The organism is Paenibacillus sp. NN59, assembly GCF_057597225.1.
Genome location: NZ_CP199678.1, coordinates 1,750,534 through 1,773,940, shown reverse-complemented (window position 1 = coordinate 1,773,940; position 23,407 = coordinate 1,750,534). Strand labels below are relative to the sequence as shown.

At 48.7% G+C, this 23,407-nt stretch carries 22 protein-coding genes and 1 pseudogene; 16 read left to right on the top strand and 7 right to left on the bottom strand.

Going from position 1 to position 23,407, the window contains the following annotated elements:
- Positions 1-447 precede the first annotated feature (447 nt).
- Positions 448-2,328: a DNA helicase RecQ gene (gene recQ, locus ACT89M_RS07745; RefSeq protein WP_090921798.1), complete on the bottom strand. Its 1,881-nt coding sequence runs from the start codon at positions 2,326-2,328 to the stop codon at positions 448-450.
- 353 nt (positions 2,329-2,681) lie between these two features.
- On the opposite strand from recQ, the gene ACT89M_RS07740 reads away from it, so the two are divergent.
- Positions 2,682-3,221, top strand: coding sequence for a DUF5412 family protein (locus ACT89M_RS07740; RefSeq protein WP_308722240.1), 540 nt, complete (start codon positions 2,682-2,684; stop codon positions 3,219-3,221).
- A 325-nt stretch (positions 3,222-3,546) separates the two neighbouring features.
- On the opposite strand, the gene ACT89M_RS07735 is transcribed toward ACT89M_RS07740, so the two are convergent.
- From ACT89M_RS07735 to ACT89M_RS07715, 5 genes are all read right to left on the bottom strand, one after another.
- Positions 3,547-4,653 carry a glycosyltransferase family 2 protein gene (locus ACT89M_RS07735; RefSeq protein ID WP_487345157.1) on the bottom strand — a complete coding sequence of 369 codons (1,107 nt, stop codon included), beginning with the start codon at positions 4,651-4,653 and terminating at the stop codon, positions 3,547-3,549.
- A 673-nt stretch (positions 4,654-5,326) separates the two neighbouring features.
- The gene (locus tag ACT89M_RS07730) at positions 5,327-6,079 is read right to left on the bottom strand and encodes a class I SAM-dependent methyltransferase (RefSeq protein WP_487345156.1); all 753 of its coding nucleotides are present in this window, start codon (positions 6,077-6,079) and stop codon (positions 5,327-5,329) included.
- Positions 6,060-7,955 (bottom strand): nucleotide sugar dehydrogenase, encoded by a 1,896-nt coding sequence (locus tag ACT89M_RS07725; RefSeq protein ID WP_487345155.1) that lies wholly within the window; start codon positions 7,953-7,955, stop codon positions 6,060-6,062. The genes ACT89M_RS07730 and ACT89M_RS07725 overlap by 20 nt, the downstream gene beginning before the upstream one ends.
- A gap of 34 nt (positions 7,956-7,989) precedes the next feature.
- Complete coding sequence (locus tag ACT89M_RS07720; protein WP_090917931.1) at positions 7,990-8,979, bottom strand: polysaccharide biosynthesis protein; 990 nt, start codon at positions 8,977-8,979, stop codon at positions 7,990-7,992.
- Between the two features lie 17 nt (positions 8,980-8,996).
- The gene (locus tag ACT89M_RS07715; RefSeq protein ID WP_154887292.1) at positions 8,997-9,686 is read right to left on the bottom strand and encodes a glycosyltransferase; all 690 of its coding nucleotides are present in this window, start codon (positions 9,684-9,686) and stop codon (positions 8,997-8,999) included.
- Positions 9,687-9,998: 312 nt separating this feature from the next.
- Between ACT89M_RS07715 and ACT89M_RS07710 the strand changes: the two genes are divergently transcribed.
- Entirely contained in the window at positions 9,999-10,709 is a 711-nt protein-coding gene (locus ACT89M_RS07710) for a GT-D fold domain-containing glycosyltransferase (protein ID WP_154887294.1), read from the top strand.
- A gap of 277 nt (positions 10,710-10,986) precedes the next feature.
- Here ACT89M_RS07710 and ACT89M_RS07705 read toward each other — a convergent pair whose 3' ends face one another.
- Positions 10,987-11,394 carry a hypothetical protein gene (locus ACT89M_RS07705; RefSeq protein WP_090917938.1) on the bottom strand — a complete coding sequence of 136 codons (408 nt, stop codon included), beginning with the start codon at positions 11,392-11,394 and terminating at the stop codon, positions 10,987-10,989.
- A gap of 190 nt (positions 11,395-11,584) precedes the next feature.
- Between ACT89M_RS07705 and ACT89M_RS07700 the strand changes: the two genes are divergently transcribed.
- From ACT89M_RS07700 to ACT89M_RS07635, 14 genes and pseudogenes are all read left to right on the top strand, one after another.
- Entirely contained in the window at positions 11,585-12,727 is a 1,143-nt protein-coding gene (locus ACT89M_RS07700) for an RluA family pseudouridine synthase (protein ID WP_253496199.1), read from the top strand.
- Positions 12,728-12,808: 81 nt separating this feature from the next.
- A complete protein-coding gene (locus ACT89M_RS07695; protein WP_154887296.1) occupies positions 12,809-13,387 on the top strand; it encodes an SLOG family protein in 579 nt (192 codons plus the stop codon).
- Positions 13,388-13,532: 145 nt separating this feature from the next.
- On the top strand, positions 13,533-14,348 hold the full coding sequence (gene speD, locus ACT89M_RS07690; RefSeq protein WP_090917942.1) for an adenosylmethionine decarboxylase: 816 nt from the start codon (positions 13,533-13,535) through the stop codon (positions 14,346-14,348).
- Positions 14,349-14,584: 236 nt separating this feature from the next.
- A complete protein-coding gene (gene flgB / locus ACT89M_RS07685; RefSeq protein ID WP_090917944.1) occupies positions 14,585-14,995 on the top strand; it encodes a flagellar basal body rod protein FlgB in 411 nt (136 codons plus the stop codon).
- 640 nt (positions 14,996-15,635) lie between these two features.
- Positions 15,636-16,121 (top strand): annotated as a pseudogene (locus tag ACT89M_RS07680) (GNAT family N-acetyltransferase); the annotation flags it as partial.
- Positions 16,122-16,262: 141 nt separating this feature from the next.
- Positions 16,263-16,709 carry an NUDIX domain-containing protein gene (locus ACT89M_RS07675; RefSeq protein ID WP_341181954.1) on the top strand — a complete coding sequence of 149 codons (447 nt, stop codon included), beginning with the start codon at positions 16,263-16,265 and terminating at the stop codon, positions 16,707-16,709.
- Complete coding sequence (locus ACT89M_RS07670; protein WP_341181764.1) at positions 16,706-17,581, top strand: helix-turn-helix transcriptional regulator; 876 nt, start codon at positions 16,706-16,708, stop codon at positions 17,579-17,581. The genes ACT89M_RS07675 and ACT89M_RS07670 overlap by 4 nt, the downstream gene beginning before the upstream one ends.
- Before the next feature lie 107 nt (positions 17,582-17,688).
- Positions 17,689-18,234 (top strand): ankyrin repeat domain-containing protein, encoded by a 546-nt coding sequence (locus tag ACT89M_RS07665; protein WP_154887300.1) that lies wholly within the window; start codon positions 17,689-17,691, stop codon positions 18,232-18,234.
- A gap of 288 nt (positions 18,235-18,522) precedes the next feature.
- Positions 18,523-19,038 (top strand): sigma-70 family RNA polymerase sigma factor, encoded by a 516-nt coding sequence (locus ACT89M_RS07660; protein WP_154887302.1) that lies wholly within the window; start codon positions 18,523-18,525, stop codon positions 19,036-19,038.
- Positions 19,035-20,372 carry a DUF5643 domain-containing protein gene (locus ACT89M_RS07655; protein WP_154887304.1) on the top strand — a complete coding sequence of 446 codons (1,338 nt, stop codon included), beginning with the start codon at positions 19,035-19,037 and terminating at the stop codon, positions 20,370-20,372. Before ACT89M_RS07660 ends, ACT89M_RS07655 begins: the two co-directional genes overlap by 4 nt.
- 72 nt (positions 20,373-20,444) lie before the next feature.
- Positions 20,445-21,527: a S66 family peptidase gene (locus ACT89M_RS07650; RefSeq protein ID WP_487345154.1), complete on the top strand. Its 1,083-nt coding sequence runs from the start codon at positions 20,445-20,447 to the stop codon at positions 21,525-21,527.
- A gap of 68 nt (positions 21,528-21,595) precedes the next feature.
- Entirely contained in the window at positions 21,596-21,901 is a 306-nt protein-coding gene (locus tag ACT89M_RS07645; protein WP_145328501.1) for a hypothetical protein, read from the top strand.
- A gap of 195 nt (positions 21,902-22,096) precedes the next feature.
- Positions 22,097-22,876: a threonine/serine exporter family protein gene (locus ACT89M_RS07640; protein WP_487345310.1), complete on the top strand. Its 780-nt coding sequence runs from the start codon at positions 22,097-22,099 to the stop codon at positions 22,874-22,876.
- Positions 22,877-22,894: 18 nt separating this feature from the next.
- Complete coding sequence (locus tag ACT89M_RS07635; protein WP_253496209.1) at positions 22,895-23,353, top strand: threonine/serine exporter family protein; 459 nt, start codon at positions 22,895-22,897, stop codon at positions 23,351-23,353.
- The last annotated feature ends 54 nt before the right edge of the window (positions 23,354-23,407 follow it).

The window sequence follows — 23,407 nt, the reverse complement described above, 5'->3', positions numbered from 1 at the left end:
TATATAAGTAGAACTATAGAACGTACACAATCCACTCCAATATTGCTCATCAATCCATGCACATTAGTCAAATATCACCCATCACCCATGGCTAGTGCAAGTTGGCCACCCTCTACTACGAGCGCTAACGATCAGGAGAAGCCTTATTTCGGCATGTTCGGGCTTTGGAAAATTCTAACGATCCCCAGAGACGCTATTCTGCTGAAATCAGCTTGATCAGACTCTTTTTTCAGGATTTTAAATGAAATAAGCTTCCTGGAGATCGTTAGATTTCAAATGTCCCCGATTCAGGGCAAATAAGCTCCATGGGGATCGTTAGCTTTCCATCCTCTACTTGAGCAGCCTGTCAAATCTGTAGGCCTCGGTCACAGATCAGATATCACTTATCTCTTGTCATTTATCCTCATCACTCACGACATATTCACTATCACATATCGCTAACATATATCACTCATATTCATAAAAAGCGTCATCATCCGTATCCACTTCTTCACCCGATTGCTTCTGGAAGAATTCCAGGAACGGCAGACCGTACTTGCGGTACTTGACCTCACCGACCCCTTTAATGGTCAGCATGTCACGTTCTGTCTTCGGACATACCACACTCATTTCGCGCAAGGTGGCATCGTTAAAGATAATATAGGATGGCACATGTTCTTTGGCAGCCAGATCACGGCGGATCAGGCGCAGCTGTTCAAACACCGTTTCGTTCACAGCCGAAGGCATTGCATCGCGTCCGCGGCGTCCGCCGTAGTTTGTACCGGAAGCTGTAGCCGCTGTTTTCCGTACGACACGCTGCATGACTTCGCGTTGACCTTTCAGCACTTCCACCGCCAGCGGCTGTAATCGAACCACTGGATATTGGCCCTCAGACAACATCAGGTAACCTTCGGATACCATCACGTTGATGATCTCTGCAATTTCGCGCTCTGTGCGATTGCCCATAACCCCGTATGTTGGCAAGGAATCGAAGCCGTAGTCCAGCACTTTCTTGGCACGGGAACCCTTAAGTACCGAAGCGACCAGCGATACCCCGTAGCGTTCACGCATGCGGTGAATGCAACTGAATATTTTTTGCGCATCAATGGTCATATCCACCAGCTCACGGTCGTCTGTACACGAACTGCAAATGCCGCAAGGCTTGTCCTCGTGCACCTCACCGAAGTAATCCAGCTGTGCACTGCGCAAACAGCGTGTGGTATAACAGTAATCCACCATCTGTTGCAGCTTGCGGTAATCGTTCGCTTTGCGGTCACCCTCCATCGGGTTCTGCTCGATCAGAAACTTTTGGGTGATGATATCCTGTGCTCCGAAAAGTAAAATACACTGACTTGGCTCACCGTCCCGACCCGCACGTCCGGCTTCCTGAACGTATGCCTCCATGTTTTTCGGCATGCTGTAGTGAAGCACATAACGCACGTTGGACTTGTCGATCCCCATTCCGAAGGCATTGGTCGCAACCATCACGCGAATATCATCGTACAAAAACTGCTCCTGGCTCTGCGCCCGTTCATCGTCCGTCATGCCTGCATGGTAACGTCCTGCCGGCAAACCAGCCTGCAACAAACGCTGATGCAGATCGTCCACGTCCTTACGGGTCGCGGCGTATACAATACCTGGCTCGCTGGCATGTTCGCGCGCGTAGTTCAAGACAAAATCTTTTTTGCTCTCGCCGCGTAGCACGCTAAACGCGAGATTATCTCGCCCAAGTCCGGTCACATACGTCTGCGGGTCCTGCAAACGCAGCAGCCGCAGAATATCGCCCATGACCTCGGGCGTCGCCGTCGCCGTAAAGGCCGCAACCACCGGCCGCTCCGGCAAACTGTCCACAAACGGTGCTACCGCCAGGTAGCTTGTCCGAAAATCATGGCCCCACTGTGACACGCAGTGGGCCTCATCCACTGCCACGCACGAGATGGGCAACTGCCCCATCTCATCGCGGAACCAGTCCAGCTCCAGTCGCTCCGGCGCGACGTAGAGCAACTTCAACTCACCGCGCTGCGCCGCGCGGATGCGCTCATTCACTTCTCTGCCGCTTAACGTACTATTAATATAAGCGGCGGCAATGCCCGCGGTCGTCAGCGCATCGACCTGGTCTTTCATCAACGAGATTAACGGGGAAACGACCAGCGTCAGCCCCGGATATAACAAAGCGGGAATCTGGTAACAAATTGACTTCCCGCCTCCGGTTGGCATAATCCCCAGCGTGTCCTCATATTCGAGCAGGCTGGAAACGATCTTTTTTTGGCCCTCACGAAAATCGGGGTAACCATAATATTTTTGCAGGAGACCCTGCGCTTCTTCTAAAGTAGGTGCTTGCACACTCATGTAAAGACTCCTTACTTGTCACCGGTGTTCCTGCACCGGCTTGGTTCTATCCGATTCTGACATCTAGACGCGGCACCAGCGCCGCATCCCTGACAACAAAATGGCGTTCTCATGACTTGTCCGTCAAGCAAAACGCCGCTACCTTTAGTTTAACGGGCACGGCGCGAATGAGCAACCGCGTTTTAATGTAAAAATGGTTAACCCTTTTTAGACACAAGTCAAATAACCACTCTTTATAACAATTGTTTTGGATTAATTTAACTTATTTGTAATCTAGAAAACACTCACTATGATATGATCAGGAATGAAAATGTCAATGAACTTCTAGACCGCAAGGGAGGACTACGGTATCCATGGAACATTCTGAACATTCCGATCAATCCAAAATCAAATCAACATTGTCTAATAACTCTTCACGCAAATCTTGGGTTCGCAGGCATCCAAAAGCTTCGATATTTATCTCCTTGTTTATGTTGCCCGTCGTGGCTTTGACGCTTTTCTTCACGCTTCGTCCCTACCTCTCCACATTCGATCGTTCGGGTGAGGGTGATCTGAGCTCGTACATGTCATCTCCCAATGGAGAATACACGGCCGAACTATACGGTGTTCCTTACGGCGGCGCAGCAGGCGGGGTGACGATCTGGGTAGACGTACGGAAAACAGCGGATACAAGCGCTTCGAATGCCAAAAGCATCTATCGCGCAGAGTTTCATGGCGGAAATCACCTCGAATGGGAGAGTGACGATACCCTTCGCATTGAAAACTGGAGCGAGTATAGTAACGAGACGGTTACCTTGAATATAGATGAAGAAATTTATGATGGATGGGGCTGGGCTTGCAGCAGCTTGCGTACAAAGGACCAGTATGTAAGATGTTTGGAACCTGAATCGTGAATAACATATGTGATGAAATATCATGTCATGACAACTTTGCTTCGGAACATGGATACGGACGATAAGTTCAGTTGTTCTAAACGCGGTTTACACTGTTCATACTAAAACAGAGCAACAGCAAACCCCGTTTACCGACTTTCTCGGCTAAACGGGGTTTATTTTTATTAGGCCTCTGTAGAAGACCCTTATTGGATTGCTAATTTGATTGCTATATCTAATTGCTATATTTGAGAACTGTTATGATTCCCTTTCACCAATGGATTGCTAGCTTCATACTATTGGATGCCCCATCTTCACTTTCCGTTTTTGTTCCTTCTTACATGTGCTATCCTTCTCTCTCTTTTCTCTGTTTGCGAATCACGGCTTCGAGCTTCTCCCGGTTACCGACCAAACCTGGATCATCCGGCAGATACTTCCGAGCTTTCGTGTTATGCAACAACGCCTGCTCCCAGTTGCCCAGATGAGCATAACAGAGTGAGAGCCTGGCATGCGGCAGCCACGTTCGGCAAGCAGCCGGTACAGGGCGCAGACCCGGATCACGGCTGCTTACATCCACCGCCTGCATATACCAATAGATGGCGGTGACGATCTCTTGCCGCTCATGGAAGCAGGCGGCAATGGCGCAGCAGAAATCGGCATGCGGCAAGTCGTACTGGAACGACTGCAGCAATGCGCCCAGCTTACGGCCCGGCTCGCCAAGCCGCTCATAACATTCCGCCAGCCTTGCGCAAGCAATGAGCCGATCTTCGCGGTAACCGCTGGGCTGCTCCAGCAGCTTCGCGTAACCGCGTGCCGCCGCTGCGTAGCGCTGGCGGTCATAACATTCGCCTGCATAGTAGAACAGCAGGCGTCCCTGGGCTATGCCCTCTTCGGCGATCCATTTGCGCAGAATGCGCACGTTTCGCGCCGAATGATTGCCCGCCTCGCGGCGATGGGTGACGGCAATATCTGCCGTAATGACCTCGCCTTGCGGGAAGCGCAGCTGCTCGTGCAGCCGGCCATGCCAGCGGCAACCGGCATCCCGCCTGACCAGGCGAAGCCGGCGGTCCGCCACCAGCGGACTTCCCTCCGGCCCCTCGGCCAGCGTATAGCCCATAATCACACCCGCCGTCTTCCCTCCGGACGGCAGCTGCTCCTTCAACATCGCAAGCTTTGCCCGTTCCCCGGGCAACAACACATCATCCGCATCGAGCCACAGGATATACTCCTTCGTAGCCTGGGCGAATGACTCATTCCGTGCTGCGGCAAAGTCCTCATTCCATGTATACGTATAGACCCGGTCGGTATACTTTGCAGCGATGTCCATCGTTCGATCCGACGACCCTGTATCCAGAATGATAATCTCATCCATAAGGTCAGCCACCGATTCAAGACACCTTGCCAGTGTGCGTTCTTCGTTCTTCACGATCATACACAAACTGATGGTGATCACGTTTAAAGCCCCTTCCTGTCGTACGCGTACTGATTCACACAAAAGAGATTAAGCAACTTGTAAAAATCTAAAATTTCTACTGATCACAGATGACGCTATTTAGCACATTTCAGCGCTTTTGAAAATCTAACGATCACAGATGAGCCTATTTTCGTATTTCAGACCTAAATTTGAGGGAAATCACTGAATTTAAGGCAAATAACGTCGCTGGTGATCGTTAGAATCCTGTGAGCTTTGAAATGACCTAAATTAAGGCTTCTGGTGATCGTTAGAAAAACTTACCTCATTTATACTCTGTAATTTCTATAGTCATTGCAATGGTACTGGTACTGATAGTGTAGGTACCGCTGTGGTACGGTGGTACCCATGCTAATGGTGCAGTCGCTGATAGAGATACTTGAGTTAGAGCAACTACTTTTGTGTAAAATGTGTGGTGTTAAACTTAGTGGTTTGTGTGGTTTGTGTGGTTTGTGTAGCTAGCGTTGTTCGTATGCCAGTTCCATAGTGTTGTGTGATTGCGATATTGCTCCTGGTGTCGATGGTCTACATGCTGGTGATACAGTTGCTGATGTTAGGCTTGGTTTCGCGGTTAATGTTGGTGTTAACGATTAGTGGTGGTGTACTGTCACCGTCCTGCCTGTGTAGTGTTGGTGTTACGACAATGCTTCTCCGATTACCCTTCCTCATTCTCCTGACGACGCAGCCGTTTCAGCTGATCCACGGCACTGTCCAGCGCTTTTTTACGCTGTTTCATGGAGCGTAGATGTTGCTGCTCCACCTCTTCAAAATGGGTATGGTCCAGCTTCATCCAGTCCAGCACCTGGTTCAGAGGCGGTTTTACGTCGAGCTGTATTTTCTGGCGTTTGCGTGCTACACAACATAGATATTTATGATGGACTTCTAGTTTCAATACTTCAAAATACGGTAATAAACACATCGCCAGATTACTCGCATAGAACGTCTGTTTATGATCATAGAATGGATGATAGCCATAAGGAACAGTCACGATGAGTGTGCCTTCCTCTGTGAGCAGACGGTGAACCTGCGATAGCAATGTCTCGGGATGCGCAAAATGTTCCAGCACTTCCCCTAACAGGACAGTGTCAAACGTAGTTCTCGCCTTCCATTGCGTGATGTCCAGCATGCGAAAATCGACATGGTTGCGGACAGGCTTGGATTCTTTAGCCAGCTCCTCTTGCGCATAGCGGATACTTTCCTCCTCCAAATCCACGCCTGTCACCCGAAAGCCTTCACGCCCCAGCAAAATAGACGTAATTCCCTGGCTGCATCCCACATCCAAAATACGTTTGCCTGTGGTTTCCCGGCACATCCAGTGCACACGGGTCCTCGTCGCTTCATGAGATTCTTCGGAATTAATCTCTCCGTAATAACGTTCGTTCACCCGGTCATGATTCGCCATAGCCATCTCCCGTTTTCCCGTGCACATTTTTCATATCTTGATCCGCCCAGGCATCGTCTTGGATTCCATGCGATTCACCGTTCTCTTTCTCTGCACCTTCACCCGAGGGAACGTTCTCGCGTTTCGTACTCGGATATCTTTCATTTTGTCCTTTTACGTCTTCCCCTGCTGAATTTCTCTCTCTCGTGACCTGACCGCTGTTACTATGACCTTCCAATCCTGACGCTTCATGCTCTGTATCTTGAAAATCCTCTTTCTCCATCCCTTGTTCCTCATGCGCCACATGTTCTGTTTCCGCAAGTTCAGCATCTTCCACAACTTCTTCATATTTCTCATGTTCCTCATGGCCTGCATGTTTTAGATATTCTGATTGGACACCCTTTTCCCTTTCAGCACCCTGACCCTTCTCCTGCTCCAAGCTGTGTACTCTCCCATGGTCATGCCGCTCAGGCTGACCGAGCACAACGATATTGTTTCCACGGCAGCCAGCTGTGGCGTTACGTGTATCGAAAATCAGCGGTGCATGATCCGCCATCTCCTGATAATCAAACGCAGAGTGGTCTGTCGTGATAATCACCAGATCGGCCCATGTCCACAATTCGGGCGAAGCTGGCCGGCACTGAAGCATGGATCCATCATCTTGACGGAATACGGGCACCATCGGATCGGTGAAAACAACTTCGGCGCCCGCTGCGCTCAGCAGCCGGAAGACGTCGAGCGCAGGGGATTCGCGCAGGTCGTCAATGTCTTTTTTGTACGCCATACCCGCCAGTACAACGCGGGCGCCGCGAATGGAATGGCCGCGTTGCTCCAGCAGGGCTGTTGCACGCTGAACTACGTGCTCTGGCATCTGCCGGTTCGTCGCATCTGCGAGCTCAATGAACCGCAGCTCCGATCCCTGGCGATTGGCTGCCCATGATAAATAGATCGGATCAATCGGAATGCAGTGCCCGCCAATACCTGGTCCAGGATAAAACGGCATGTAGCCAAACGGCTTCGTTGCCGCTGCCTGTAACACTTCCCAGATATCCACGCCCATCTGCTCACAAGCCGGGGTTAACTCATTAACCAGCGCAATGTTTACGCTGCGAAACGTATTCTCGAACAGTTTCGCTGTCTCGGCAACGGTTGTCGAGCTAACAGGCACGACTTCGTTCAGAAACGAGCCATAGAATTGTGTTCCATAACTCAGACAGGCGGGAGTCGAACCGCCAATGATTTTCGGGGTATTTTTCACCCCGTAATGTACGCTGCCCGGATCAACTCGCTCTGGCGAATAACAGACATAGAAATGTTCACCTGCTGTCCAACCGCGCGCTGCCTCTACGGGCTGTTTCACATGCTCTTCCGTCGTGCCTGGATACGTCGTGCTCTCCAGAATGACAAGGCTGCCCTGCTGAAGATAGGGGGTCATCCCCCCCACTGCTGATGAAATATAGGATATATCCGGCTGATGTTTATCCGTTAACGGAGTCGGTACACAGATGACAATGACATCCGCACCTGCGACTGCTGCATAATCCGTGCCTGCCGTTAACAAATTCGCCTCCAGCAGCGTTTGAAGCACCTCATCTTCAATGCCGATAATATACGAATGGCCTGCACGAAGCTTAGCTACTTTGCCTGCATCGATATCAATGCCGTGCACCTGGTAACCGGACTGTGCCATCTCAACGGCCATCGGCAGTCCCACGTAACCAAGACCGATGACAACAGCCTTCAGGGAGCGGTCATGAATGCATTGAAGCGTGGTGTGCTGTGGCTTCGGGTAGAGTTGCTTCAATCGTTGCTGTTTCCGGCCACGGTGCTCTCCTGGAGTCTGTGCCTGCTTCTCCTTTTCATCTTGACGTTTCTCTTCGGGATTCAGGCTGTTCTCACTCATCTCTTCCACCTCCAAACGTTCCGCCTCCCTTCCGTTAGTCGATATATCCCCCTGCACGCAAAAACGTAGCTATCGCCGGTTTGTTCATCATTTCACTGTCAGAGCGATACTGATCAAACTTCACACGTGGCAGATGATCATAATGTTTCGTAAGACCTTGATCGGCATGCTCCGGCAAAATGACATAATACTGCGCATCGTACTGGCGAGTACGCGGTGCTTCAAATGGCGAGATCAGCACTTCGTGCAGCTTCTCCCCCGGACGGATGCCCGTCACTTTGTAATCGCCTGACGGGCGACCTGCCTGTTCGAGCATGACAGATGCCAGTTCCGTCATGTTGCAAGCTTTCATTTTCATGACGAATGTTTCTCCACCTACCGCCGCTTCCGCTGCTTTGAGTAATAAATGAATAGCTTCGGTACGGGTCAGGAAAAAGCGAGTCATGCCTTCGTCTGTAATGGTCAGGCTTTTGCCTTCGTCAATCTGTCTGCGGAACAAAGGTACAACACTGCCGCTTGTGCCCAGAACATTGCCGCCGCGGATACATACAAATCTTGTTTTCTCGCTCAGCCAGTTGGCACGAATCATCATTTTTTCGCCCAGTGCCTTGGTCATGCCATATACGTTAATCGGATCGACTGCCTTGTCGGTGGATACGTCAATGACTTTTGGAATCCCCATACGGATGGCCGCCCGAATAATATTCTGTGTCCCAATCACATTTGTTTTAAATGCTTCATCCGGCTGATCTTCACAGACCGGAACATGCTTCAGCGCGGCCAGATGAAAGAGCACATCTACGCCTTGGCACGCTTCCTCCACTGCCCGGTAATCGCGAATATCTCCAATGATAAAACGCAGACGCGGATCATGATTGAACTCCCGCTGCATCGCGATCTGAGCATACTCGTTCCGAGATAGCAGTCGAATCTCCGCCGGGTTCTGCGCAAGCAGTACCTCCGTTAGCTTCTGACCCCAGGAGCCAGTTCCTCCGGTGACCAGAATCGTTTGTCCTTGAATCATGGATGAATCCCTCCTGTTCAGATCATGAATTCACGTAAAACCTGCGCCATCTCCTCGCGGCTTAAGCGGTCTTTAGGTGGTACTTTTTTGACTGAAGTATTGCTGGAATGCACGATATTGACGTAGTTTCGCGGTGCAAGCAGCTCATGTGGCAAGTCGATCACATTCCCATGCGTGCCTCGGCCCGGAAGTTTGACCCGATATCCGGCGGCATATTCTGCTGTCTTGTACAGATAGACATAAAATTGCGGGGAGCGGTGGAATGCCGGAGCCATCTCGTTGTTCACACTGTCCCACAGATAACCATTCTGATTAATCAACGCCATCGTTTCTGGCTGAGGCTTTACATCATAGAGCTGCTGCACAAATGTTTTGTGATACAGATCGTCCGAATCCAGACGGGCAATATAGATGTTTTCTACGTCTTTGGCAAACTCCAGAATCGCACGTACACTCTCGATGTGGGTTCCAAAACGAATATTCGAAGGCAGGGGCTCCTGGCTCGCCAAAATCTCCTGCATCAGCTCCCCGGATTCTTTGGAAAGCTTCACCACTGTCAAGAAATCTTGATTCGTCTGAGCCTTGAGACAATGCAATGTAAATGTGCGAAAAATGGTCATACGGCGCTCCAGCCATTCGCGGGTCAGCCGCTGCGGATCTAACCCGTAGTTATTGAAGTTAATCTCAATCACAACTTTCCTGGACATACCCTTCCTCCTCATGAACGCTGTAAGCCTATATGGCGAGTACAGACGTTTTCATAGTTTTTTTAGAATGAAATCTCGCATCTACGAAACTCGTTCCTCGCGCTGATCGCTTACACTTCAATTCTCTTAAATGCCAGCACTGTATAACGTATGAACTTCTGAACATTCCGGCACCGACATATGTACTGATTTTCTTATAAATAGATTGATATACACCCCAAGTTATCTCTTGGAGGTCGAACGCACAGATCACGGTTTCTCTCGCAACATAGAATAGAGGAGCTTGATTTTCAAAGGGGGCAGGCATTCGGAATGAATTCTACTTATCTAGAAATGCAAGACGTGCTGGATCAGCTTGAAGCTGCTTTGCAAGAGAAGCGTCCATTCTCACTGGTGCGTGTGGGGGATGGTGAAAATATCGTGATGTCGCAAGAATCCGTATGGCCTATGGAGCAGGTGCTACAAGAGCGCTGGGCAATCAAAGCTAATCTCGGACAAAAGGGGCTGCGGCTTCCCAACCTGAAGATGCGGGACGAAGTCGCTGCTTCGTTGAAAAGAGCCACTATTGTGGGTGTCCTTCCGCGTGGAGACAGCACCATCAAGGCTCCGGATTATCTTAAGCGGCCGCTGACCGATATGATCTTTGCTCACTACGGCATCGTGCCTGCGTTGACCTGTCATGCTTGTGTGAATCGTGAACTTGTGCAAGTACCTCGGTTTTGGCAGATGCTTGCCGGCAAACGTGTGTTGCTTGTAACGCGTGAACTGGATGAGTTACAGGCCGCACTCGTTAAGGAGCCTTATCATCTCGACATCGTAAGTACACTGGCTTTTGACAACTATGATCAGATGGATGAGACCTTGCAATGGATTCAAACGCATCAGGATGACTTTGATGTTGCTCTGTTCTCTTGCGGGGTTAACGCCGTCATTCTTGCAGAACGAACCGCAGCGCTGGCAGGTAAAGTCGCTATCGATTTCGGCAAAGCCAATAACATGATTTTGAAAGGACGCGCCAACTAAGTTGCATCTACAGTATTCAGTTTTTCTCTATGCCCATGATCGATAGCGCTGCTTGTATCTCTACTTCTCCCTTTCCTTCTATATCAAAATCTTTCTACTCTCTCTTATAAATCAATGCTCTTACAATCCTGCTTCATCTCAAACTCAAAATCCCCGCCTCGGTAGGCGGGGATTTTGAGTTATATCTTGATTGGAATGATCTTGATTGCCATGTAACTGAAACGGGTACAACAAACGTTACTATAAGATGGTCTCTCTAAAGTCTTTCAAAGCTCCTTTAGTTGGTCGCGGCAATACCGTAGAACATCTCCGGCCCGGTTCGCACAGCTGTGGATACACCGGAGATGAATGACGTATATACATTTTCCAGCGCTGGTGGTGCAGCCAGATCCTGAGCTGTGAACGAATGGAACTCGGCACCGCCATTTTGCCCGACCGTTCCTTCTGCTCGATAGATGATGAAGAACGGATCGTACACAAAACCACGCACTATCTCTACAACAAACGTGTCGCCCAGTTCTCCCGTAACACCCACTGTACCATTCAAGGTAATGATAGGATTAATGACCCCCTGGGTTTGAAGACCGATTGCGCCGAAAGGTTCAGGGGATTCGGACAAAGGTAATCCCGGTGCCCCTACGTATCCCGAGTTCTCCGAGGTTCTCATATCGAGAAACACGCCCATGAAGTAACACCTCCAATGCTATGGGATAACATATTCTATGAAACTGACAACTCTTCGGATTGGATGGTTGGCAGATTTGATGAACCTATTTTTAATTCCGCGCGGTTAATGGTATATTGAACAGCATAACGAAATGAACGGATCGTATGCACACAAAGGATACAAGCTGTTCAGAAGGAGATTGTCATTCATGAATAAACGCAAACGTTCAACCGGCGGTACATCTGCCAAAGGAAAATCATACGGAGGCTCTTCCAAGCCGCGTTCCGGCCGTTTCAACACTTCATCATCCAAACCGAATTCCCCTCGTTCGGGAGAGGATACGAGTAAGGTTTCAGCTTCCCATTCGTCCGTGGCGCCTGCAAAAAACGGTGGCAAAGGAAGCAAACCGGCCAAACCGGCTACGGCATCCAAGCGTCCAGGCAATGCACATTATCGCAAGTCCGAACCGCCACGTCAGTACAAGGTAACCGAACCGGATGAACTGCTGAATTTCCTGCTGAAGCATATAAAGTCAGGACGTAATGCGGTGAAGTCCATTTTGGGACGTGGACAAGTATCGATAGATGAGAAAGTTGTAACGAAGTTTAACGAACCTCTGCTACCCGGACAGATCGTATCCATCAGCAAAGAAGGTGCTGTAGCCGCTCCTTCTCTGACAGGTATTAACATTTTGCATGAAGACGACGACATCATTGTGATTAGGAAGGAAGCCGGACTCCTATCGATCGCGGCTGACAAAAGTGACGATCTGACCGCTTATCGCCAGCTGATGTCACATGTGCGTCGTACCAACGAACTGAACCGGATTTTCATCGTGCATCGTCTGGATCGGGATACCTCGGGTGTGATGATGTTTGCCAAAAGTGAAGAGGTTCAGCAGCAGTTGCAAAACAACTGGAAAGAAAACGTACAAGACCGTGTTTATGTCGCACTGGTTGAAGGCGCGGTAGCTCAAGAAGAAGGCACCATCTCCTCTTGGCTCAAGGAAACTAAAACACTCAAGATGTACTCCAGTTCCCGTCCAAACGACGGGCAACATGCGGTTACGCATTATAAACGGCTGAAGTCGAACCGTGAGTTCTCCCTGCTGGAGGTTCGTCTGGAAACGGGTCGTAAAAATCAGATTCGTGTGCATATGGAAGACCTGGGACATCCGATTGCCGGAGATCGTAAATACGGCGCACGTACAAGAGATCTCGGACGTCTGGGACTTCATGCACGAGTGTTGTCGTTTATTCATCCAACGACAGGCAAACTGATGACATTCGAAACGGATATTCCGAAGCCATTCCTGTATCCGTTCCGCGGAGAGGCAACACCTGCACAATAACGTGCTCATACGAAGACGGACAACCGACTAAGATGCCGTTCCTCACGGACTCATTGTCCGTCTGAAAGGAGGTTAACACGTTTGCAAAACCTGTTCATTACCGGTTATCGTGCACATGAACTGCAAATTTTTGGTCAGAAGCATGAGGGTATTCCTTACATTAAAAAAGCCATCGCCTCCCGCCTTACACCTCTTGTGGAAGATGGCTTGGAATGGGTGCTTACTCCAGGTCAATACGGTGTCGACCTTTGGGCCTGCGAGGTTGTGTTGGAGCTGAAACAGAGCTATCCACATCTGAAGCTGTCGATTATCACTGCTTTTCAGAACCCGGAGGAACAATGGAAAGAAGACAAGCAGGAGTACTACCGTTCCATTCTGTCTGGAGTGGACTATTATGGTGCAATTAGCAAACAGCCATACATCGGGCCGTGGCAGTTCACCGCACGGGACGATCTGCTGCTGCGTAAAAGCGATGGCCTGCTGCTTGTCTATGACGAAGATGCCGGCGAAGGCAGCCCGCGTTTTGTAAAGGAAAAGGCATTGAAGAAACAACAAAATGAGCATTATCCCATCATTACGGTCACTTCCGAGGATATCCAATCGGTCGCGGAGGAAGAACGCATGAATGATTTTGCTTATGATGGGGACATCCCCTTCTAACTTTAGAAACTGTACAGCAAATGCTGTGCAGTTTTTTGCTATCGCCCCAAATGGGAAACTCATGTTTTTTTTCGGGCAAGGTTGGGTATAAGTAGTATTAAAACTGCGATTTTTATGTCGTATGGGATAAAGGGGAACTGCAACCATGACTTTAACGCCAGAGCAGCGCATCCAGCTGCACGGGTTCAATAACCTGACCAAGTCACTCAGTTTCAATATGTACGATATCTGTTACACCAAGACCAAAGAAGAACGTGAAGCCTACATTGAATATATCGATGAACAATATAACGCAGACCGACTGACTCATATTTTGAAAAATGTATCGGACATCATCGGCGCACACGTCCTGAATGTCGCACAGCAGGATTATGTGCCGCAGGGCGCAAGTGTAACTATGCTGGTATCGGAAGGCCCGATCGTTGAGATTCCCGAAGAATCCTTCGATGAGTCGCCTGGTCCCCTGCCCGATAATGTCGTCATGCAGCTGGATAAAAGTCACATTACCGTGCACACTTATCCCGAATTCCACCCCAGCGAGGGCATCAGCACCTTCCGTGCGGATATCGATGTGTCGACCTGTGGTGAGATTTCACCGCTGAAAGCATTGAATTACCTGATTCATTCGTTTGATACAGACATTATGATTATGGATTATCGCGTGCGTGGTTTTACAAGGGATACGAGCGGGCGCAAGCTGTTTATTGACCATGAGATCAGTTCGATCCAGAACTACATTCCGGACGAGATCAAAAGCGGTTTCGATATGATTGACGTGAACGTCTATCAGGAGAACATTTTCCACACCAAATGTAAGCTGAAAGAATTCGATCTGGATAATTATCTGTTCGGGTACACCAAGGACAAGCTCAGCAAAGCGGAACAACAGGAGATTACCGAATGGCTGAAGCTGGAGATGGACGAGATTTATTACGGCAAAAATATAGACCGTTCTTCCTGATTGGACAGACCAGTCAGGAGTGATGTCATCATGAATAAAGACAAGTGATCCTGATCCTGCTGACTTCCTTCACAGAAGCACATATTTGGGTCATATACTTGTCTTTATTGTTGTTTATTTCGGCTGTGACGGTGAGCCCACCCGCCATATGTTACTTTGAACAGATTGACAGTGTGCGCGCGAATTTCTTAAAATAGAGGGAACTGCACTCGGATGCGGTAAAGGAGGAACAGGGTATGATTGAAACGAATACGACCAAGCGTAATGAATCCCTTTTGCAAGCCTTAAACGCCCGACATGCAGCCATAACGAACAACATTGCTAACGCCGATACGCCCAATTACAAAAAAACAACCGTTGAGTTTCAAGATGAGCTTAGACGTATCATCGAGAACGGTAAAACCGGACAACTCCGGATGCAACGCACACATGAGAAACATTTTCCCGTCAGCAATCCGAATGCCTCCATCGTGCAGTACCGAGTGATGCAGAACAACGAAACAGCCATGAATAATAACAACAACAATGTAGATATTGACCGGGAGATGGCTATGCTTTCCGAGAATCAACTCATGTATAACTACATGGCTGATCGAGTCAGCGGACATTACAAAAAAATGAAAAATTTATTGAATGATTTAAAATAAAAGCTTACACCAGCAGCCCTCGTGGCTGTTTTTTTGTGTATGAGGTAGAAATGCCGATGATGAAAGCTAGAATGACAGGTAATAAAACATAAGAGAATATAAGTAATATGCCTGTTCCTGGCGAAGGTTTGTCCCCCGATTCTGTAATAGGAATTGTATAATTATTAATGAGAATAAGAACAATATAGAACGGAATCCATGAGACCGTTGGAATATATTTAAACTTTTCATTATATAACAGTCTCTTCGTTATGAAATAGAACAACACCACAAATGAAACCAACAGCAAAATACTAATAATACTTATTAAAAGTGACATTGTGTTGTTTGACCAACCCGTTAATCTTGTGATCCGGTAATAGTTTAGTTGTGGTAGATAGAATACATATAGAAAAATAGCACTTGGAATACTACATAATATTATTTTATGGAACCGATTCATAGTTTCACTCCCACATTATCCCTTTGTATATAATATAAAACAATTTCTCGATCAGCTCTAGTACTTTCAAGTGTAGCGTCTGCAAGCGTTGATCCAAGTTCTCCGCCGACCAATCCACACTGGAAGTTCGGTATTTATTAGGGCTGTAGTATAATGGGATAAGCGAAGAACGTTAGATTATATAAAAAGAGGTGCAACATGAATCGTCAATACAATGCGTTTCAAGGCTCCAAAGTCAGACTCACGGCACCCTGTCCCGAAGACAGCGTGCAAATCGCACATTTTACACAAAACTACGAATATATGCGTAACTTGGATACGGATATTGTGACGCCACAAACATCCGATGAGACCGGATCTTCTTCCGTTCGGAACGGTCAAGATTTCGAATTTGCCCTGCGCACGTTGGAAGACAATCGCTTTCTCGGATTTGTTGCCATCTATCGATTGGAATGGAATAACCGCTCTGCACAACTGGCTATCGGCATTGGTGAAGAACGAGATCGTGGCAAAGGTTATGGCAGTGACGCTCTTGCGTTGATTTTGCGATATGCATTCCATGAGTTAAACCTGAATCGAATTGCTCTTGACGTGATCGAATACAACGAAGCCGCAAGACGGGCATATCTCAAGGCCGGATTCCGCGAGGAAGGCAGGCATCGTGCTGCCGTTCTTCGAGACGGTACACAGTACGATCTGATCTCGATGAGCATTCTCGCAGCAGACTGGTCCGCCCAAACGGGATATCCCGTTTCGTTTCAGCCAGGGTCTAGTTCGGGTAGTGCAAGTGCTTTCCCTTCGGCAGGCTCTACTACGGTTGGTAGCATGGCAGTCCAGGCCACTCCCCGGATCGGCGTAGGTGCAGTGATCCTTAATGAACGAAATGAAGTGCTCCTCGTTTGGCGTAATCGTGCACCCGAACAGCACACTTGGAGTATTCCCGGCGGGAAAGTCGATGTGTACGAAACACTGGAGACGGCTGTTATCCGGGAGGTTAAAGAAGAAGTCAATCTGGATATTGTGATCAACGGTCTTCTCTGTACCGCAGAAACGATTCGCCCTGAGCGACAGGAGCATTGGATTTCCGTGCTCTACTCCACCAAGGTCGTTAGCGGAGAAGCACGCAATCTGGAAGAAGGCGGAGCTATTGGGGAGATTGGCTGGTTCCCGCTCCATGAGCTACCTTCTCCACTCGCCAGCTTTGCCGTCCCGGCATTGGAAGCAGCGAAGCAACAATATGCAGAGAAGCATCGGGACAGCGGCACCCAATGAAGGGCTCTTCCAAAAATACATTAACGCAACGTACCGTCCCTTTCATACTGCATGAGTCCAGACACCAGTTCGACTGGAAAGGTCAAGGTGCCCTTTCCCTGAAAACGTTCCGTTACGGAACATCATTATACGAAGCGGGTCATGGACATTTTGCAGTCGATCAGGACAGATATTTGCTTTTGAACGAAGGACAGGAATATCAGCTACATATTGATTCACCTGTTCCCGTCGAATCGTTTTGCATCTTCTTCCCTTCGGGGCTAGTGGAAGAAATCGGTCGGAATATCTCAGGAAGTAACCGGTATCTCTTGGATGAGCCTTATGCCACATCTTCCCTTGGTACACTGGACTGGATGGAACGAACATATCCTATGACCGATCAACTAGGAGCTGCTCTTGAGCGATTGCGCTCCTCCTATGCCTCTCAGGCCGTAGATGTATGGGGACTAGAGGAACAACTCTATCATCTGGGCGTGCACATGCTTGTTTTGCACCGTGAGATTCGGTTGGAAATCGACAGCCTGGATATGGTGAAATCTTCAACCCGAAACGAGATATATCGAAGAATCTATATCGCACACGAGTACATGACAGCCTACTATAATAAACCTATCACGCTTGCAGAGACTGCCTCAGCCGCGCATCTGTCCGTGAATCATTTTCTCCGCAGTTATAAAAAGGTATTCGGCATATCGCCACATCAATTTTTGACGGAACGCAGGCTTCAGGCTGCTTGTCAGCTGTTATCCAATACGGATCTCCCTGTTACAGAAATCTGTTACAACGTCGGTTTTGAGAGCCTTGGCTCGTTCAGCTCCCTTTTCTTCAGACGATTTAAATACTCCCCTGCACAGTATCGGATAAAAAGGTGATTTTCGAGAAGCACTGTCCGTGTGAACGATCTATCATGAAGTTAGCTCCGAACGAGCTTACGCTACATTCCCTGTGTGTATAGATACGAAAGAGGAGGTTTTCACAAATGAAAGAAACCGATCAGAGTCCAAAGCAGCTAGAACCATTGGAACAGCTATTTGAAGCTGCACAGCAGAATGATGTTGAAAAAGTAAAGTCCCTTCTTGCCGTACAACCAGAACTGGCCAACACGGAAAACAAGGATGGATTGACACCGCTGGGATATGCCGCACATTTCGGACGAACGGAGAGCGTACATACCCTTATTGAGCACGGTGCGGATGTGAATGCGATCTCTCATTCCCTTATATCCTTCATTCCCTGCAACACAGCCCTACACGCCGCACTCGCTGGAGAGCGTTCAGTGGAAGTGATCAAGCTATTGCTGGAACATGGCGCATCCACGAGCATCCTTGACAGTGACGGACAGCAAGCCCTTCACACGGCTGCCTTTCATACCGATCAGACAGCCATTATAGACTTGCTGCTTCAATATGGAGCCGATGTCAAAGCACTTAACACATCCGGCGAAATAGCACTAGATATTGCGAAGCAACGTGGTCATACCTCTGTCGCTGCTCGTCTGGAGCAAGCGATGGCAAAGCTATCCTAAGTGGGATCGATATAAGCCGCTATAGCGATGTGAATCCGTACTATACTTTGGACTCATGCTACACTTAAGACTCGGCATCGTACCAAGAAGGATATTCGAGATCATACTTGTAACCGTCAGAATCTTCCTGGAGCCGTAATGCTCATGAGAGAGCTGACGGTTTTTGCTGTATAATGCAATGAAACTTTCTGATGAGCAACATGCACAACATTTTTTTTTCAAAAAACAAGAACCGTTTGGCAACGATCTCTGTCTAATACGAAACAACATCAGCAAAGGAGGAGCCTTGTGACCCCTACCGAACTTACGCGAGCTGCACAAAAAGGGGATGCTGCAGCGTTTGCAGCCTTAATGGAGATGCATCAGAGCCGCCTGTACCGGATCGCCTATGCGTATCTGCATAATGAGGGCGATGCACTGGAAGCGATACAGGAAGCAACCTACCGCGCATACCGCAAACTCAAAAAACTGAAAGAACCTACCTATTTCAGTACATGGCTAATCCGCATCCTTCTAAACTACTGTGCAGATGAACGCAAACGCAAAATCCGGTTCAGTTCCGTAACCGAGATTCGTGAATCAGGCCGCTGGGATCGTCCCGAAGATCCGGACCTTGCCGCTGCGGTAGCTGCACTTGAACCGGAATACAAACAAATTATTATTCTGAGTTATTTCGAAGGTTTCTCGTTAACTGAAGTCGCTGACATTCTCGAAATTCCGGCAGGCACGGTCAAATCACGACTGCACCGCGCGCTTGGCAAGCTCCGGGATCAACTTGAACCGAAAGGAGAGCTCTTATCATGACCGACGAACAAAATCCGTTCGAAGCTTTGGAGACACGTCTTCAAGCACGCAAAGCCGAATACGATACGATGCCCGTACCGGATACAGCAACTTCCCGAGCTGTACAGGCCGGGATTCAACAAGCTTCCCGTAAACGAAAAACCAGATTACGCTGGCTGACCAGCTCCATCTCCGCAGCAGCCCTGATTTTATTGTTCACTGGCTGTATTCGGGTATCCCCTGCCTTTGCGTCCTTTGTCGAGCAACTGCCTGGAATGGAAGGCGTCGTCAATCTGATCCGGCAAGACAAAGGATTGATGATGGCGATTGATCAGTCCCTGTTGCAGAAAGTCGGGATCACCGACGAGCATAATGGGGGTTCCGTAACCGTGGAAGGCATTATTACAGACGACTCACGCATGGTTATTTTTTATAAGATGAAAGGCATGAAAAATACAGAAAAATTCGACTATGACATCGATTTACTGGATGGAAACGGTAAAGATCTTCCTGTTGGTTTTGGCTATTCTACAATCCACTTTGACTCAGATGATCCAGTGTATGAAAACTATATTGATGTTATTTTTACCGACCAATCCCCCCCTCCGGATGTGTTAACGGTGGTATTCAAATCGAGAGACAAAGCCAGTCCAGGGGTGTGGAAGGTAACGATGCCAGTCGATAAAAATTTAACCAAGGGCATGAAAAAGGTCATCCCTGTAAACGAAACCTTAGTCGTCGATGGACAGCGTATCCAGGTAAAACAGGCCACCATGTATCCAACCCGGTTGGTACTTGACGTACAGATCGACCCAAACAACAGCAAAAAAATCTTTGGTCTCAGCGATTTGCAACTCGTGGATGAACAAGGACGTGCCTGGAGAACCGACACCGCCATTGGGGAGGATACACGTTCCATTTATTTTGAGAGCATGTATTTCTCCAAACCCAAAAAGCTGACCTTACAAGGCTCTGGATTCTCAGGTCTGGATAAAAAAGAGCTTGATTTCAGCCTCGACCTGAAAACACGTGAGATTACGGGAGGCCCTTCCGGTCTTCAGATGCTTGGCAGCAAAGTAGAGGGCAAAAATCTTATTGTTGATTTCTCTGTTCCTGACAGCATGGAAGATAGTTTCGTACTCGGTTTCAGCGAAGTAAAAGACAGTACGGGTAAAACTTATCAAACCCCTGGTGCAAGCTGGAGTCCGGGACATGGTAAAGATCTGGATCACACCACCGTTTCAATCACCATCGAACATGGTGCAAAATTACAGGGTAAGCTTCAGATGAAAATTGCTACCTATCCGTCAAAAATAAACTCACCCTTTTCACTCGAAATCCCTGTAAATCCTTGATAGATTGCCTCCAATGAGCTGTCTTTGGCAAAACTTTGCTGTATAATGATGGAAATATTATGAAGTCATATCATGAGCAACTTCAGCTCAAGTGGGAAAGGTGTGTTATATATGAATCCGCGTTCCATCCGTTATCCGCAGCCACTCGTGAAGGGCGATACGATTGGTGTAGCCGCACCGTCCAGTGGTGTAGGCGAGTCTATGCATCGTCATTTGGAAGACAGCAAACATCATATGGAGCGTCTCGGCTTCAACATTAAGGAAAGTCCTTCCCTGCGTAACAATTCCAAATGTGTGAGTGCTCCCAAAGAATCTCGCGCGGCCGAACTGAACGCATATATGCTTGATCCCGGGATACAGGCCGTCATTCCCCCATGGGGCGGAGAGTTTCTGATGGAAACTCTGCCGCTGCTGGACTGGGAAGCAATGAAGAAGTCACCACCCAAATGGGTGCTCGGCTACTCCGATATCAGCACTTTCTTGTTTGCTTATACGTTGTTGACCGGCTCTGCCTCAGCTCATGGTACGAATTATGTTGATCTTCGGACAAATGAATTAGATCCGGTTACGGCTCGCTGGCTTGATGTGCTGCAGACGAAAGCTGACGAAGAGATCACACAAGTATCTTCTACCCATTATCAATCCGAATGGAATATGGAACTGCCCGGCTTTAATCTAGATACGCCATCTTGCTGGAAGCAGCTTGGAGCATCTGAAACACTAAGTGACTCTGTTCGCTTCTCAGGTAGGTTAATTGGAGGCTGCATGGACACGATAACGTGCCTGATCGGCACTTCTTTTGCACCGGTAGAAGACTATTTGCATCAATACTGCGCTGACGAAGGAACGATCTGGTATCTGGAAAGCTGTGAGATGGATGCAAGTGATATCTATCGCCGCCTGTGGCAGATGAGACAAGCAGGCTGGTTTGCCGGGGCGAACGGTTTTCTGTTTGGACGACCTGCCGGTTATTCGGACACAGATGATTTTACGTTTACCGATGCCCTCTCCTCTGCGCTTGGCGATCTGAACGTGCCTGTGCTGTATGATGTGGATCTCGGTCACATTCCACCTCAGATGACTTTTGTGAATGGCGCAGTGGGTCAGGTCAGTTACGAAAGCGGCCGTGGAGCTCTGCACATGTCATATGTGTAATCACCTTTTGTAGGCAGATGCATACCTTGAAGTAAGAAAGATTTTATTTCGAGGAAGGGTTGTGCATCATGTCTGAATCGCCATCCACACCAACCACACGTGTTGTATATCAGGCCAATCAACCGATGCTGCAATCCGTGCAAAATGTGCGGAACATGCTGCATCATACGGCTCGTCAGCATATCGGCAAGAAAGTGCAGGTTCAGAACATCGATGGTCAGGTTTGGGAAGGAGTCATTATTAGTGCAGACCGCGGAATACTGTACCTTCAAGTGACACCAATGCATGGTTACCCTGAACCGCGTGCTTTGTTTGGCCCAACGATTCTACCGCTGGTGCTGTATGAATTGCTCGTCATCACCTTGTTAATGTAAGCCAAAAGGGCTTCGTCTCTTTCCTTTCGAGGATTGGGCGAAGCTTTTTTATTCCATGTGCCGGGATTGCTTGTGAGCGTGTGAAATATGATACAATGGTGTCGGTACCTCGCCTTATTTCATATGAAACGGAGTTTGATCCGGTTGGAATACATACGTCATGACCCCTCTTCTCCTGTTGAATCCGAATCGGAGATGCGTAACAAAGGTCAACACCCTGTGACTGAACCGTCTGAGCAATCCCAAGTCATCGCCATCTGTCTGCTTGCCGGGAAAATCATGCTGCAAAGCGGCGGCGAAACGTACCGCGTTGAAGATACGATGAAGCGGATGGCCGCTGCATTGGGGCTGCCACATTCACATAGTTATGTGGTGCCCACGGGCATCTTTTTCTCGGTGGATGCCACGGAACCCGCGAAGCTGATTCGCATCTCGGAGCGCACCACGGACCTCGATAAAGTGTCTGAAGTGAATGCCGTCTCACGTCGCATCGGACAAGGGCAACTAACCGTTCAGGAAGCCCATGAGCTGCTGCTGGAGATCGAACGCAAGCCTTCCGGTTATTCGTATGCTGTCCAGCTAGGGGCCGCTGCCTTATCCAGTGCTTGCTTCACAATCATGTTCGGCGGAGGCTGGGGAAATTTTCTTCCGGCACTACTCTGCGGCGGAATCGGTTACGCCGCGGTCATTCTTTTTCACCGCTGGGTGCGCGTCAAATTTTTTGCCGAGCTTACAGCCTCCTTTGTCATCGGCATGCTCGCCTTTTTCCTCGTATATGTCGGTGCAGGCTTTGAGCGGGACAAAATCATAATCGGTTCTGTCATGCCGCTCGTGCCGGGATTACTCATTACCAATGCCGTGCGCGACCTGATGGCTGGGCATCTCGTATCCGGCTTATCTAAGGGCGCCGAGGCTTTTCTGACTGCTTTTGCCATCGGCACAGGCATTGCTGTTGTATTTTCACTTTTGATGTAAGACGGAGGGTTGCAGGAAATGCTCCATTTTATAGGACAAGCTTTAACCAGCTTCATTGCTTCGGCTGCGTTTGGCATTATTTTTAATGCGCCAAGACGGATGCTGCTTCACGGCGGATTTGTCGGTATGATTGGCTGGATTATCTATATTGTGCTGGAGTATGCCGCAGATGCTGTTCCGGCCACACTGGCTGCAACGATTGCTGTCGGTGTCATCAGTCAGCTATTTTCTCGTATGTTCCGGGCACCTGTCATTATTTTTAGCGTGGCGGGTATCATTCCTCTCGTGCCGGGTGGGCTGGCGTATAATGCGATGCGTAGTTTTGTACAAAATAACTACAGTGCTGCCATGGAGATGGCCGCCAAAGCTCTTATGTTGTCGGGTGCTATCGCCGTAGGACTTGTCCTATCCGAGGTATTAAACCAGATGATTCAGAGCCTTTCCCGTTCAAACCGCATCAAGTCCACCTCCAAATGAACCTCCCAATGGCAGGTTGCCACCAAGCAAAAAAAGCCCATGGTCTGCAAGCTG